We start from the raw sequence: 14,500 nt of genomic DNA, 5'->3' as shown, positions 1-14,500 counted from the left end.
CAGAAGATCACCGCGTATGCCCACAGGTTGCGGACCAGGTTGGCGGTGGCATTGGCCTTCAGCGTCTGCTTCCAGGCCGGGCCGGTGAGCGCCGGGTAGATCACGAAATCCTTGGCCACCTGCCGACCGGCCTTGCGGAAGAAAGCCTTGTTCGGCTCGGACAGCACCTGCATGCGAGGAACGTCGAGCTGTTCCTTCTCGGCCGACAGGTCGTGCAGGGCGATGCCCCACTCGAAGGTGGCGGCGAGGATGAGGTTGCCGATCGGCTGGAACAGGTGGATGGGCCGCCACTGCTCGTCGCGGGTCATCCGCAGGATGCCGAAGCCCAGGTCCTCGTCCTTGCCGAGCACGTTGGTGTAGGTGTGGTGGGAGTAGTTGTGTGCGCGCTTCCACTGCCCCGACGTGCCGGTCATATCCCACTCCCAGGTGGTGGAGTGGATCTCCGGATCGTTCATCCAGTCCCATTGCCCGTGGCTGATGTTGTGCCCGAGTTCCATGTTCTCGATGATCTTGGCCACCGACAGCATGGTGGTACCGGCCACCCACGCCCACCGGTTCTTACCGGCGAACAGCGTGGCGCGGGCGGCCGCCTCCAGCACGCGCTGCGCGCGGATGGTGCGGCGGATGTACTTGGCGTCGCGTTCGCCGAGCGATTGCTCCACGTTCCGGCGAATCGTGTCGAGTTCCTGCCCCAGGGTCTCGATATCGGCTGCCGTCAGATGGGCGAACGCCTTGATATCGGTGATGGCCACCGCGTCTCCCTGCTCTCGACTTCCTTCGAGGGTATCGGGTTTTCCCGAACCCGCGTTTACGCGCCGTCGTGCGGGCGATTACACATCGAGGGTGCAGTTGCCCGCGGCGGCGGAGATGCAGGTCTGAATCTTCTCCCCGGCCTGGTGTTCCGCGCCGTTGCGCAGATCGCGCACATGCCCGTCCGTGAGGGTGACCACACAGGTCTGACAGATGCCCATGCGGCAGCCGAACGGCATCTGCACCCCGGCCTCCTCGCCGGCCTGCATCAGGGTGGTGGCGCCGTCGATCTGCGCGCTGCGCCCGCTGCGGGCGAAGGTGACGGTGCCGCCCTCGCCGACCGCCGAACGCTCCACCTCGAACCGTTCGACGTGCAGGTGGTCGCTCAGATTCGCTGCGGCCCAGTGCTTTTCGATATCGTCGAGCATCGGCAGCGGGCCGCACGCCCAGGTTTCGCGCTCGCGCCAATCCGGGAACAGCTCGTCCAGCCCGGACAGGGCGAACTTGCCCTGCTCGCCGGTCAGATGCAGGTGCGAGGTGAAACCCGGATGCCTGTCGTGCAGCGTGCGCAGCTCCGCGCCGAACATCACGTCGTCGGCGGTGCGCGCCGAGTGCACGTGCACCACGTCGGTCCAGCTCCCGCGCCGGTCCATGGTGCGCAGCATGCCCATCACCGGCGTGATGCCGCTGCCTGCGGTGAGGAACAGCACCTTCGACGGCGGCGGCTCCGGCAGGACGAATCCGCCCTGCGGCGCGGCCAGCCGGACCACCGTGCCCTCGGGGACGCCGTTGACCAGGTGGCTGGACAGGAAGCCCTCCGGCATCGCCTTGACCGCGATGGAGATCAGGCGCCTGGAACGGCTGTCCTCGTCGGTCCAATCGGGCGGACAGGTCAGGGAGTAGGAGCGCCAGTGCCAGCGCCCCTCGACGAGCACGCCGATGCCGATGTACTGGCCGGGGGTGAACTTGAAATCGAAGCCCCAGCCCGGCTTGATCACCAGCGTGACCGAATCGGTGGTCTCCTTGCGCACCGACACGATCCGGCCGCGCAGCTCGCGGGCCGACCACAGCGGATTGACCAGATGCAGATAGTCGTCGGGCAGCAGCGGGGTGGTGACGCGCGCCGCAGCGCCGCGCAGCGCGTTGAGCCGGGTCCGGCCGGCCATCTTCGCCTCGGCGACCGGAGCCTCCAGCCATGCCCGGACGCCTTGTACCGATTTCAGGACCATCGTGCGGATGCTCATTTCCCTGTGTAGACCGATGCTCACGCGCCAGCCGGCGCACTCTCGGACCTAGGTTACGGCATCGTAGGTTAGGGCGGGATTCTTGGCCTCCGCTTCGCTCCGGCGGGTTTTCGGCGCCCGGAGTCTCGATTTTCAGGGGCCGCTGCTAGCTCCTTCGTCGCGGACGCAGCGACCCCTGAAAATCGAGACGCGCCGAAAACCTCCAGCTCCTACATCAGTTCCAAGAGGAAGGGCAGCTCTTGGGTGGCGTACCAGGCCAACTGGTGGTCCTCGGCATCGCCCAGGACGAATTCGGCGTCCTCGTCGCCCAGGTCGGCGGCGTCGACCACGTCGACCGCCTTGGCCACGGCCGGTTCGGCCTCGGCCAGGTCGACGTGCACCGAGGCGATCTGGCTGTAGGCGATCGGGGCGGACAGCCGGACCACGGCGTCGTCGAGGTCGGGGCGCAGCGTGGTGCCCGTGACGTCGGCCGCGATCACGGCGCGCCGGTACAGGGGTGCCGAGTAGGGGGTGTCGGGGTTGTCCTCGTCGGCGTGCAGGGCCGCCGCCTCGCGCTCCTCGGCGAGCAGGCGCAGCGAGGCGCGGGCGGCCTCGCCCATGGCGACCTCGGCGAGTTCCTCGTCGTCGCCGGAGGCGTACGCCTCGCGCAGCGCCGGGGTCACCGCGAAGGCGGTGTCGTTGAGCGCGCGCAGTTCCCGGTCGGCCACCAACTCCCGCAGCATCGGGACGGTCGCCGGTATGTACACGCGAAGCTTTGCCTTGCCCGGCGATCCGCCGGACTCACTGGACGCAGGCACCGAGCATCTCCTCCATGGATTCGTGCACTGCCGCGGACAGTACTCCGATATCGGCCATCGCATCGCGATCGGCATTGAGACCGTAGAAAACGTGTCCGTCGTAGGACGTGATTCCGATGCTCGAGGCCTGGTTGCGCAGCAGCGGCGACACCGGATACATCTCCAGCATCCGCGCGCCACCGATGTACATCGGCTGCTGCGGACCCGGCGCATTGGTGATCACCAGATTGAACGTGTGCTCTGCGAACGTACTTGCCGCCCGCACGCTCATCGCATGCAGGCTCGCCGGAGCGAAACCGGCCATGTGCACCAGCGTCCGGGCGCGCACCCCGCGCCGGTGCCGCGCGTGCGCCTCGGTGGCGTGGGAGATGTGGGACAGCCGCATCACCGGATTCGGTTCGCCCACCGGCAGGTCGATGAGGAACGACGACACCTCGCTGGCCGGTTTCAGCTGGTCGCCGTGCGGTCCCTCGACATATACCGACATCGGTACCACCGTGCGCAGCACCGCCGACTCGGTCAGGACCTCGTCGCGGGCCTGCAGGAAGATGCGCAGCGCGCCGGTCACCACGGCCAGGACCACGTCGTTGATGGAGCAGTCGAAGCGCCTGCGAATCTTGCGGTAGTCCTCCAGATCCGTCCGCACCACGTCGAAGCGGCGGTTGCGTGAGGTGCGGGCGTTGAACGGGCTGTCCGGGCAGCCGAGCGCGGCGGTGCGGACCACCGAGACCATCTTGCCGACCGTTTTCCCGGCGGCTCGGACGATGGACGGAGCCCCTGCCCCGGCCTGCCGCAGCACCTCCAGTGCCTCGCCGGGCTGCCCGGCCAGCTCGACCATGGCCATCGCCAGCAGCGCGAGCTCGCTCGGCTCGCGGCGCGCGACCCAGGCGTCGCCCGCCATCTCGCGCGGCGACGGTCCGGCATCGAGGATGACGTGCCCGATCTCGAGTGCGGTACTGCCGTCGACCAGCGCCGAATGAGTTTTGGTGAATACCGCGCGGCGGTCGCCGGACAGCCCCTCGATCAGGTACATCTCCCACAGCGGCCGGGTGTGGTCGAGCGGCCGCGACGCCAGCCGGGCCACCAGGTCGTGCAGCTGTTCGTCGGTGCCGGGGCTGGGCAGCGCGGAGCGGCGCACGTGATAGGTGATGTCGAAGTGGCTGTCCTCCACCCACACCGGCCTGCCCAGTGCGAGGGGGATCTCGCGCACCCGGCGCCGATAGCGCGGCACCAGCGGCAGGCGGCTCTCGACGAGCTCGACCAGCCGGTCGTAGTCCAGCGGGGACCGGTCGGGGTCACCGCTGCCGCCCATGTCGCCCGGAGCCGGGTCGCGCACGATCGCGAGGGAGCCGATGTGCATCGGATTGCTGCTCGACTCGAGCCGGTAGAACGACGCGTCCTGCGGCGTCAATCTCGTGATCACGCTGTCCGGTGCTCCTTCCGATACCCGCTCCATTGTGAGGTCACACAAACCGTTCGGGCGCGGCGAGTGGGACATGTCGCGATACCGGGGAAATCCTTCACCCGCAGTGGCTTCCGTGGCATGCTGGTCCGATTCATGTCAGGGGGAGTCGACTGTCTGGGGGGAAGTCCATGCGCAGCCAACGCCGGTCGCTGTCACTTGCGCCGAATTTCGAACCGCCGCTGGAGGGTGCACAGTATCCGGAGAATTCCCGGTATTCCGGCGATCCGGCGCGGCGCGGTCCGGCGAGCCGAGCCACGCTGCCCTGCCGTCATCAACCCTGTCGTCATCGCGTGCCCGGGCGCGGGGCCGCCGCCTCGTCGGCCGGTACGCCAGCCGGAGTGCCGGGCGGGACGCCACGCCGCTCACCACACGACGGACGCTCTACATCGTACGCTTCCTCGGATGAAACCGGTTCGGCGGCAAGGCGATTCGCCGAGCGATCGCTGCGCCTGGTGCTGGAGGTGCTGGACGGGCGGCGACCGGTCGGACAGTTGCGGCCGGTGGCCGAGCCGACGGTGGTGGCCGCGGTCGAGACGCTGACCCGTACCGGCGCCGCCGACCGGCGGCTGGGCGCGGCGCAGCTGGTGTCCGCGCGGGCGACGATGGTGGCGCCCGGCACCGCGGAGGTCTTCGGAGGTTACGATCGCGGCAACCGGCGCTTCGCCGTGGCGGCCCGCATCGTCGCGCGACGGGGTGACTGGCGCCTGACCGCGCTGCGGCTGCGGTGACAGCCGCGCAGCGGTTGCGGTGAGGGAGGCACCTACCATGGAGGCCGCACTACCATGGGCGTTGCTGCGGCATCCGGGTACCGGACCCCGCCCGCGGGAGCCGAGGATGTACTGCAAGACCACGACACCGACCCAGAGGACTGACGAGACCCGTGCCTGCGCTGAATCTGACGAGGTTGCTACGGATTGGTGAGGGCCGCGTCGTCAAGCGGCTCGCGCGGCTGGCCGACGACGTGCTTGCCGTGGAAGACGAGTACGCCGACCTCACCGACGCCGAACTGCGGGCCAAGACCGAGGAGTTCAAGCGGCGCTACGCGGACGGCGAGTCCCTGGACGAGATGCTGCTGGAGGCGTTCGCGGTCGCACGCGAGGCGGCCTGGCGGGTGCTGAACCAGAAGCCCTACAAGGTGCAGGTGATGGGCGCCGCCGCGCTGCACATCGGCAATATCGCCGAGATGAAGACCGGTGAGGGCAAGACCCTGACCTCGGTGCTGGCCGCCTACACCAACGCGCTCAGCGGCGAGGGCGTGCACATCGTCACGGTCAACGACTACCTGGCCAAGCGCGACTCGGACTGGATGGGCCGCGTGCACCGCTTCCTCGGCCTGGACGTCGGGGTGATCCTGTCCGGCATGAGCCCGGCCGAGCGCCGCGCCGCCTACAACGCCGACATCACCTACGGCACCAACAACGAGTTCGGCTTCGACTACCTGCGCGACAACATGACCCACTCGCTGGACGACCTGGTCCAGCGCGGGCACAACTTCGCCGTGGTCGACGAGGTCGACTCGATCCTGATCGACGAGGCCCGCACCCCGCTGATCATCTCCGGCCCCGCCGACGCCTCCTCCAAGTGGTACGCCGAATTCGCGCGCATCGCGCCGCTGCTGAAGAAGGACGTGCACTACGAGGTCGACATCAAGAAGCGCACCATCGGCGTGCACGAGCAGGGCGTCGAATTCGTCGAGGACCAGCTGGGCATCGACAATCTGTACGAGGCCGCCAACTCGCCGCTGGTCAGCTACCTGAACAACGCCATCAAGGCCAAGGAGCTGTACGTCCGCGACAAGGACTACATCGTCCGCGACGGCGAAGTGATCATCGTCGACGAGTTCACCGGTCGCATCCTGGTGGGCCGCCGCTACAACGAGGGCATGCACCAGGCCATCGAGGCCAAGGAGAAGGTGGAGATCCAGCCGGAGAACCAGACGCTGGCCACCATCACGCTGCAGAACTACTTCCGCCTCTACGACAAGCTGTCCGGTATGACCGGTACCGCCGAAACCGAGGCGGCCGAGCTGCATTCGATCTACAGCCTCGGCGTGGTGCCGATCCCGACCAACAAGCCGATGATCCGCGAGGACCAGTCGGACCTGATCTACAAGACCGAGGAATCGAAGTTCGCCGCGGTCGCCGACGACATCACCGAGCGGCACGAGCACGGCCAGCCGGTGCTGATCGGTACCACCTCGGTGGAGCGCTCGGAGTACCTGTCGAAACTGCTCACCAAGCGCGGCATCCCGCACAACGTGCTCAACGCCAAGTTCCACGAGCAGGAAGCCCAGATCATCGCCGAGGCGGGCCGCCCGGGTGCGGTCACCGTGGCGACCAATATGGCCGGTCGCGGTACCGACATCGTGCTCGGCGGCAACCCGGACATCATCGCCGACACCCTGCTGCGCCGCCAGGGCCTCGACCCGGTCGAGACGCCGGAGGAGTACGAGGCGAACTGGCTTCCGGCGCTGGACCGGGTCAAGCAGCAGGTCGAGGAGGACGCCGACCGGGTGCGTGACGCGGGCGGTCTTTACGTGCTGGGCACCGAGCGCCACGAGTCGCGCCGCATCGACAACCAGTTGCGCGGCCGCTCCGGCCGCCAGGGCGACCCGGGCGAGTCCCGCTTCTACCTGTCGCTGGGCGACGAGCTGATGCGGCGCTTCAACGGCGCCGCGCTGGAGTCGATCATGACCCGGCTCAACCTGCCCGACGACGTGCCGATCGAGGCGAAGATGGTCTCCCGGGCCATCAAGAGCGCGCAGACCCAGGTCGAGCAGCAGAACTTCGAGATCCGCAAGAACGTCCTGAAGTACGACGAGGTGATGAACCAGCAGCGCACGGTCATCTACGCCGAGCGCCAGCGCATCCTGTCCGGTGAGGACATGGAGGGCCAGGTCGAGAACATGATCACGGATGTGATCACGGCCTACGTCAACGCCGCCACCGCCGAGGGCTACGTCGAGGACTGGGACCTGGAGAAGCTGTGGACGGCGCTGAAGACGCTGTACGCGGTCGGCATCGACCACAAGGATCTGACCGGTGAGAACTCCACCGGCGAGATCGGCGACCTGACCCGCGAGGAACTGCTGGAGGCGGTACTCGACGACGCCCACCAGGCGTACGGGCGTCGCGAGAAGGAGATCGATGACCTGGCCGGTTCGGGCAGCATGCGAAACCTGGAGCGCCAGGTGCTGCTGTCGGTGCTGGACCGCAAGTGGCGCGAGCACCTCTACGAGATGGACTACCTCAAGGAGGGCATCGGCCTGCGCGCCATGGCGCAGCGCGACCCGCTGGTCGAGTACCAGCGCGAGGGCTTCGACATGTTCGCCGCGATGCTGGAGGGCCTGAAGGAGGAGTCGGTCGGGTTCCTGTTCAACCTGCAGGTCGAGGTGCAGCAGCCGCAGCCGCAGGGCGTCGGGGTCGCGCCGGGCCTGCAGTCTCCGGTCGGCGCCGGAGCCCCGGCCGCGCCCGTCGACGAGCCGGTCAACGGCGGCGGCGCCCCGGCGGCGTTGCGCGCCAAGGGAATCGACCAGCGCGACGTCGGCGGCCTCACCTACTCGGGTCCGGACGAGGGCGGGCACGCCGCGAAGCACAGCGACGCCGAGGAATACGGCGGCCGGTCGGACGACGGCACCACCCGGCGCGAGCGCCGCGAGGCCGCCCGCGCCGAGTCCAAGCACACCAAGCCGCCGAAGTCCAAGCGGCGCAGGTAGTTTCGGCAGAAAAGGGCCCACTCCGATTCGGAGTGGGCCCCTTTCGTTGTGTACGGCCGGGATTCGCCGTCCTACCGCCGGGACCCCGAGCCGACGAGCATCGCGAACTCGGACTTGCTGTCCACCAGGCGCGCGCGGTACGGCAACTGGATGGTCAGCCCTTCCAGGTCGGGGTGTCGCCGGGTTCCGGTGCGTGTCCGGATATCGGAAGGGCGTTCGGGGGACACCGGCAGGGCGGCACGAATCTCGGTGCGCGACGGTGGGTTGGGCGCGGGCTCGATAGCACGCGGCGCCGACGGTGCCGGAGCCTCGGGTGCGGGCGCCGCGATCCGGTTGGGCGCCCGCTTCGGCACGGCGGTCGTCACGGCGACCAGGACCGCGCCGAGTGCGGTGACGCCGCCCAGTAGCGCCGCGAATCCCAGGTTGGCGCTGGCGACTTCGTGTGCGCCCGGCTCGCTTCCCGAGAGCAGGTTGCGCAGGCCGCTACCGGATCCCGAACCCTCGGAGAGGGTCTTGAACTCGGGTGCCTTGGCGGCCAGGTACAGCAGGGTGCAGAACACCGACAGGACAAGCGCCGCACTGGAACCCAAAATGATCAGCGCGGTCGTCGCCCGGCGGTCGAACAGGTACATGACCACTGCGAGGATCGTCGTGAGGGCGGCGGTGGCCGCGACGACGCCACCGCCGCCGCTGACATGCAGCGGATGGAGGCCGTCGGACTCCTGCCAGTCGCCGACCGCGGTGGTGACGCCCCGCATCCGGCCGAACGCATCGGAGGTCACCCGGCCCTTCGGGCCGTTCGTCGTGAGCCAGGGTTGGAAGAGCAGCGCGAAGGTGATCAGGCTCAGTGCTGCGGAGTACACGAAACCCCAGTGCACGTGCGGACCGCGAAACGATGCCGCGAAACCGCTTGGCTGCCGCCCGGTTCCAGGTCGGTATTGCTGAACTTCGTTGCTGTGCCGAGGGTTTGGCTGAACCATTTTCTACAGGCCTGAGGCTTTCTGGTGCATCGAAATATGAAAGGAAATAAATAATGGGCCGCATCGACCATCGGGGTAACCGTAGAACTGCCTGCCCCGGGGCACAACCGTGACCGCGGTCCCACCTGGAGAGCTGGGTCACAAGTGTATTTTCGAAATGCCACCGATTCAGAATTTTCGGGAGCCTGGCGATTCGGCCGTGCAGTGGGGGTTTGCGGAAAGGATGCGCTCGGTTCGTGGAACTCGATGCGCGAACGCGAACATGCCTATCGGTCTGTTCATGTGATGCGACTAACATGCCTGGTCTGAGACGCGCGTCACGGTTTTCCGGCCTGTGGCGCGGTGACCGGCTGGCCATGCGGGGTACGGTCCGTGCCCGCCTCGCCGAGGTGCTGCTCGATCGGCGTGTTTCCGGGACGTAACTCATAGCGAGGGGCGGGATCGGTCGACGCGGGTGCCGCGATATGCCGTATTCCGGAATGTTGATTTGAGCGGCCATGAATTGTTTCCGATTTCTCGGTCTATTTTATTCGTTAGTCCGGTCCGGTCGGTACGTGCGACGTCTCGCATGTGAGGTTCCGATCGGTCCTGAATATAATTGTCCCTTGTTCCCAAAATTGGGAACACACTCCCGTTGTGAATGCCCCGGAGGGGTGGCAAGATCATGCGCGCGCGAGGCCTCTCGCGCGGCAAGGGAGAGAAACTGGTGGGCTCGGACAGCGGCCGATCCGACATGCCTGTACGGGCCGATTCCGGCCTGCCTCCGAACTCGGGGTTCGGTCCTCCGCTGGGGCCGCCCGACTGGCTGACGCGGGATGTGCCACCGGCGCAGCCGAACACGGCATGGCAGCCCTTGTCCCCGGCGGAGCCGGGTTTGGCGCTGGATCCGGATATGGTGCAGCGGGCACTCGGCTCACCGGCCCGCAAGGCGCGCGGCGCCAAGCGGGGGCCGCGCCGGATGCTTGTCCTCCTCGCGCTCGTGCTGGTGGCGGCGGTGGCCGCCCTCGGCGCCTTCCTCGTGTCGGTCACCGGCGGAACGGCCGGTGCGCCCGTACCGGTCGCCGCCGCGCCCGTGCCCGCTCCCGCCGGTCAGGCGTGCGAGGCCGAGCGCAGGGACAGCCTCACCTCCGGCAACGGCCCGGGGGACACCGTGAGCGGGGCCGGGGCGATTCTGGGGTTCGAGCACGCGTACTACACCCAGCGCAACGGGCGGGCGGCGCAGACCTTCGTGGCACCGGACACGGTCAACGTGGCGTCCGCGGAGCTGCTGCAGCAAGCCATCGATGCCGAGATCCCTGTCGGCACCACCCATTGCGTGCGCATCGTCGAACGGCTGCCGGAGTGGTTCGATGTCGACATCGAGGAGCATCGTCCGACCGGAGCCGTGGCCGTCTACAAACAAAGCATGCGCACGGTCGTCCGGGACGGGCACACCGTGATCTACGAGATCCGCGATCGGTAGTGCCCTCAGGACCCAATGCGCCTAGGTGTTTCCGACGACCCAGGGGTCGTTGGAGTTGAGGGCGACCAGCAGGAGACGGATGGCGGCGACACGGCGCTCCTTGCCGGGCAGATCGTCGAGCGCGCACTCCGGGTCGGCGGGCGGGCCGAGGTGAGTGCAGCCGCGGGGGCAGTCCTCGATGGCGTCGGCGAGATCGGCGAAGGCCTGAATGACATCGTCGGGGGTGATGTGGGCCAGGCCGAAGGAGCGGATGCCGGGGGTGTCGATGACCCATCCGCCGTCCGGCAGGGGCAGCGCGATCGACTGGGTCGAGGTGTGCCGCCCCTTGCCGACGCCGGACACCTCGCCGACCGCCCGTTCCGCCTGCGGCACAAGGCGATTCACCAACGTCGACTTGCCGACGCCGGAGTGCCCGAGCAGGCAGGTGAGGCTTTCGTGCAGCAGGGTGTGGATCGGGCCCAGCGGGTCGTCGCGTCCGCCGTAGACGATGGTGAGGTCGAGATCCTCGAATTCCGTGGCGAATTCGGACTCCGCCGCCAGATCGTGCTTGGTCAGGCACAGAATCGGTTGCAGGCCACCGGCGTACGCCGCGGCCATGGCCCGTTCCACGAAGCCGGTGCGGGGTGGCGGATCGGCCAGCGCGACAACGATGAACAGCTGCTCGGCGTTGGCCACGACCACCCGCTCGAACGGGTCGGTGTCATCGGCGGTGCGCCGCAACACCGTTCGGCGATCGGCCACCCGCACGATCCGGGCCAGGGTGTCGGGGCGGCCCGACAGGTCGCCCACCACGTCCACCTGATCTCCGACCACGATCGGGGTGCGGCCCAGCTCGCGGGCCCGCATCGCCACGATCGGTCGCGCCGGATCGCCGTCCAGCACGCAGCTCCATCGGCCGCGGTCGACCGCGGTGACCATGGCGGGCACCGCATCTCGGTGTTCGGGCCGGGTCTTGGTGCGAGGACGCGAACCCCTGCCCGGGCGCACCCGGACATCGGATTCGTCGTACTCGCGGCGTCTCAGTGCGCCGCTCCCGCCGTGGTCGAATCCACCTGCCCGTCGGAAAGCATTGCGTCCCACAGGTTCACGAAGTTCGGCAGCGTCTTGGCGGTGGTGCCGATGTCCTCGATCTGCACCCCCGGCACGCGCAGCCCGAGGATGGCGCCCGCGGTCGCCATGCGGTGGTCGGCGTAGGAGTGCCAGGTGCCGCCCCGCAGGGCGGCGGGCACGATGTGCAGCCCGTCCTCGGCCTCGGTGACCTGGCCGCCGAGGCGGTTGATCTCGGTGGACAGCGCCGCCAGCCGGTCGGTCTCGTGCCCGCGCAGGTGCGCGATGCCGCGCAGCCGCGACGGCGAATCGGCGAGCGCCGCCAGCGCCGCCACGGTCGGGGTCAGCTCCCCGACATCGTGCAGGTCGATGTCGATACCCGCCAGCCGGTCGGGGCCGCGCACGACCAGCCTGCCGTCGAAGCGGCGGGCCTCGGCGCCCATGCGCACCAGGATCTCCCGGATGACATCGCCGGGCTGGGTGGTCAGCGACGGCCAGTGCGGGATCGTCACCTCGCCGCCGGTGACCGCCGCGGCGGCCAGGAACGGCGTGGCATTGGACAGATCCGGTTCCACATCCCAGTCCACGGCGTGGATCGGGCCGGGCGTCACCGTCCAGACCTGCTCGGCGCGGGGGCTGCCGGGCGCCTCGACCCGCACGTCGGCCTGGCCGAGCATCTGCACGGTCATCGCGATATGCGGCAGCGACGGCAGCGGCGCACCCTCGTGGCGCACGGTCACGCCCTCCTCGAAGCGGGCCGCCGACAGCAGCAGCCCGGAGACGAACTGCGAGGACCCGGAGGCGTCGATGGTCACCTGCCCGCCGCGCAGCGAACCCGTGCCGTGCACGACGAACGGCAGCGTATTGCCCTCGATGTCGACGCCGAGCTGCCGCACGGCGTCCAGAATGGTGCCCAGTGGGCGCAGCCGGGCCTGCTCGTCGCCGAAGAACGCGACATTGCCGTGCGCCAGCGCCGCCACGGGGGGCAGGAAGCGCATCACGGTCCCGGCCAGCCCGCAGTCGATGGTGGCGTTGTGCAGGGTCTCCGCCGGGGTGACGGTGAGAGTGTCTGCCTCACCGGTGATTTCGGTGCCCATGGCCTGCAGTGCGGCGATCATCAGATTGGTGTCGCGGCTGCGCAGCGCACCGGTGATGGTCGAGGGCCGGTCAGCGAGCGCAGCCAGAATCAGTGCCCGATTGGTGATGGACTTGGACCCGGGCAGCGCGACGGTCGCGTGCACGGCATGGTCGGTATGCGGGGCTGGCCAGAAACTCACCCCACCATCTTCGCCTACGAGAGGTTTCCGCAGCCGCGCGGTCACGAACTTGTCCCGACCCGCGCCGGAATCGGAGATCCGACCAGGGGATATGGCATATCGGTCGGATACGTCGGCCCCACCGCGGATGTCCCGCGGCGGGGTCGACGACTCGCGATTCGCTACTTGTGGCGCCCGTGGAGCAGCGGGACCACCCGGCGGAGCAGCTTCATGGTGCTTTCGGTACGGGCGTAGCTGAGCAGGGCCATGCCCGGAATCGTGAAGCGCTGCACCGCGATCGAGTGCGGTGCGGTGAACTCCAGCATGCCCGGCGCGCCGTGGATGCGGCCGATACCGGAGTCGCGGCCGCCGCCGAAGGGCAGCGCGGAGATCGCCGCGAAGCCCAGCACCGAGTTGACCGAGGTGGCCCCGGCCTTGATCCGGCGCGCGATCTCGAGCCCGTGCTTGCGCGAGAAGACCGCCGAACCCAGCGAGTAGGTGGAATTGTTGGCCAGCTCGACGGCCTCGTCGACGTCCTTCACGGTGCGGATGGTGACCGTCGGGCCGAAGGTCTCCTCGCGCACCGCCGCCGAACTCTCGTCCACGTCGACCAGCACGACCGGCTCGATATACGGCCCGCTGATCGAATCGGGGCCGCCCAGCACCGCGGTACCGCCGTTCTTCAGCGCATCCTCGATGTGGCGGCGCACGATATCGATCTGGCTCGGCATGGTCATCGGACCGTAGGAGGCCTTGTCGTCGGAGCCGGGGTGCACGCTCGTCAGGATCTTCTTCACCTCGGCGACGAACTGGTCCTTGATCGAGGCGTCCACGTACACCCGCTCGACGCCGGCGCAGGTCTGGCCGCTGTTCATGGTCGCGCCGTAGGCGACCGCGTCGGCCGCGGCCTTGATATCGGCGTCGGCGGCGACGATGACGGCGTCCTTGCCGCCGCATTCCAGCAGGACCGGGGTCAGCCGGTCGGCGGCGGCCGCCATGATCTTCTTGCCGGTGGCGGCGGAGCCGGTGAAGGCGACCTTGTCGATATCGGCCTTGACCAGCGCGGCACCGGTCGCGCCGTACCCGTTGATCGTGGTGAAGACGCCGTCGGGGAGTTCGGGATTGGCCTCCGCGAATGCCTTGGCGACGAAGTTGCCGATGCCGGTGGAATATTCGCTGGGCTTGTAGACGACGGTGTTGCCCGCGGCCAGCGCGTAGGCGATCGACCCGTTCGGGGTGTAGATCGGGTAGTTCCAGGGGCCGATCACGCCGATCACGCCGAGCGGGCGCTGCTCGATGTACGCGCCGAAGTTGGACATCAGCGCGCCGGGGGAGACCTTCTTGGTCTTCAGCACCTTTTCGGCGTTCTTGGCCGCCCAGGAGATGTGCTCGAGCGTCAGCATGAGCTCGAGGAACGCATCGTCGCGGGTCTTGCCGTTCTCGGCGTGGATCAGATCGCAGAGTTCGTCGGATTTCGCGACGAGACGGCTCGCCCAGCGCAGCAGATACCGTTTGCGGTCGGCATAGGTCAGCGTCCCCCAGGTCGCGGCGGCGGTGCGGGCCTTGGCGACGGCCGCGTGCACCGCCTGCTCGTCGGCGATCGGGTGCGTGGCGATGACATCGCCGGTGGCCGGATTGACCGAGGTCAGCGTGGTCTCGCCGGCGATGGCGGTGGACTCGGTGGTGGACATTATTCGGCGACCCCTAGTGAGAGATTTACGGCACGAAGTTCTCATACCGTAGATGTGAAGTCAACTGCCTTCAGTTATATTTTCGGCCATCTT

The 14,500-nt window shown here is 68.3% G+C and carries 11 protein-coding genes; 3 read left to right on the top strand and 8 right to left on the bottom strand.

Translation table 11 applies throughout. The features are described from left to right. From NM1_RS01255 to NM1_RS01240, 4 genes are all read right to left on the bottom strand, one after another. Positions 1-752, bottom strand: a 752-nt coding sequence (locus NM1_RS01255) for a fatty acid desaturase family protein (RefSeq protein WP_174556819.1), incomplete at its 3' end; no start/stop codon positions are given. 78 nt (positions 753-830) lie between these two features. Then, positions 831-1,979 carry a ferredoxin reductase gene (locus NM1_RS01250; RefSeq protein WP_068012858.1) on the bottom strand — a complete coding sequence of 383 codons (1,149 nt, stop codon included), beginning with the start codon at positions 1,977-1,979 and terminating at the stop codon, positions 831-833. Positions 1,980-2,203: 224 nt separating this feature from the next. Next, positions 2,204-2,716: a DUF6912 family protein gene (locus NM1_RS01245; protein WP_068012857.1), complete on the bottom strand. Its 513-nt coding sequence runs from the start codon at positions 2,714-2,716 to the stop codon at positions 2,204-2,206. Between the two features lie 58 nt (positions 2,717-2,774). After that, positions 2,775-4,214, bottom strand: a complete 1,440-nt coding sequence (locus NM1_RS01240; RefSeq protein ID WP_114699481.1) for a WS/DGAT/MGAT family O-acyltransferase — start codon at positions 4,212-4,214, stop codon at positions 2,775-2,777. A gap of 494 nt (positions 4,215-4,708) precedes the next feature. Here NM1_RS01240 and NM1_RS44555 point away from each other — a divergent pair, with 494 nt between their 5' ends. Together NM1_RS44555 and secA are read left to right on the top strand one after the other, a co-directional pair. Further along, positions 4,709-4,984, top strand: coding sequence for an Rv3235 family protein (locus NM1_RS44555; RefSeq protein WP_084519032.1), 276 nt, complete (start codon positions 4,709-4,711; stop codon positions 4,982-4,984). 152 nt (positions 4,985-5,136) lie between these two features. Next, on the top strand, positions 5,137-7,971 hold the full coding sequence (gene secA, locus NM1_RS01230) for a preprotein translocase subunit SecA (RefSeq protein WP_068012775.1): 2,835 nt from the start codon (positions 5,137-5,139) through the stop codon (positions 7,969-7,971). Between the two features lie 71 nt (positions 7,972-8,042). Here the strand turns inward: secA and NM1_RS01225 are convergent, their stop codons facing one another. Next, positions 8,043-8,834, bottom strand: coding sequence for a hypothetical protein (locus NM1_RS01225; RefSeq protein WP_147288920.1), 792 nt, complete (start codon positions 8,832-8,834; stop codon positions 8,043-8,045). Positions 8,835-9,615: 781 nt separating this feature from the next. Here NM1_RS01225 and NM1_RS01220 point away from each other — a divergent pair. Beyond that, the gene (locus NM1_RS01220) at positions 9,616-10,413 is read left to right on the top strand and encodes a DUF8176 domain-containing protein (RefSeq protein WP_068012773.1); all 798 of its coding nucleotides are present in this window, start codon (positions 9,616-9,618) and stop codon (positions 10,411-10,413) included. 21 nt (positions 10,414-10,434) lie between these two features. On the opposite strand, the gene rsgA is transcribed toward NM1_RS01220, so the two are convergent. From rsgA to NM1_RS01205, 3 genes are all read right to left on the bottom strand, one after another. Then, a complete protein-coding gene (gene rsgA, locus NM1_RS01215; protein ID WP_084519041.1) occupies positions 10,435-11,436 on the bottom strand; it encodes a ribosome small subunit-dependent GTPase A in 1,002 nt (333 codons plus the stop codon). After that, positions 11,433-12,737, bottom strand: a complete 1,305-nt coding sequence (gene aroA / locus NM1_RS01210) for a 3-phosphoshikimate 1-carboxyvinyltransferase (RefSeq protein ID WP_068012770.1) — start codon at positions 12,735-12,737, stop codon at positions 11,433-11,435. Before aroA ends, rsgA begins: the two co-directional genes overlap by 4 nt. Positions 12,738-12,898: 161 nt before the next feature. Then, positions 12,899-14,407 carry an aldehyde dehydrogenase family protein gene (locus NM1_RS01205; RefSeq protein ID WP_068012768.1) on the bottom strand — a complete coding sequence of 503 codons (1,509 nt, stop codon included), beginning with the start codon at positions 14,405-14,407 and terminating at the stop codon, positions 12,899-12,901. Positions 14,408-14,500 lie beyond the last annotated feature (93 nt).

The sequence above is a fragment of the Nocardia mexicana NBRC 108244 genome (assembly GCF_001613165.1).
Classification (GTDB): Bacteria; Actinomycetota; Actinomycetes; order Mycobacteriales; family Mycobacteriaceae; genus Nocardia; species Nocardia mexicana.
The sequence above is the reverse complement of the archived record's forward strand: the minus strand, read 5'-3'. Positions and strand labels throughout refer to the sequence as shown.

Coding starts and splice junctions, on each gene's coding strand:
- NM1_RS01220 (WP_068012773.1), top strand. CDS start 9,616: ATGCGCGCGCGAGGCCTCTCGCGCGGCAAGGGAGAGAAACTGGTGGGC.
- NM1_RS01205 (WP_068012768.1), bottom strand. CDS start 14,407: ATGTCCACCACCGAGTCCACCGCCATCGCCGGCGAGACCACGCTGACC.
- NM1_RS01250 (WP_068012858.1), bottom strand. CDS start 1,979: ATGGTCCTGAAATCGGTACAAGGCGTCCGGGCATGGCTGGAGGCTCCG.
- NM1_RS01245 (WP_068012857.1), bottom strand. CDS start 2,716: ATGCTGCGGGAGTTGGTGGCCGACCGGGAACTGCGCGCGCTCAACGAC.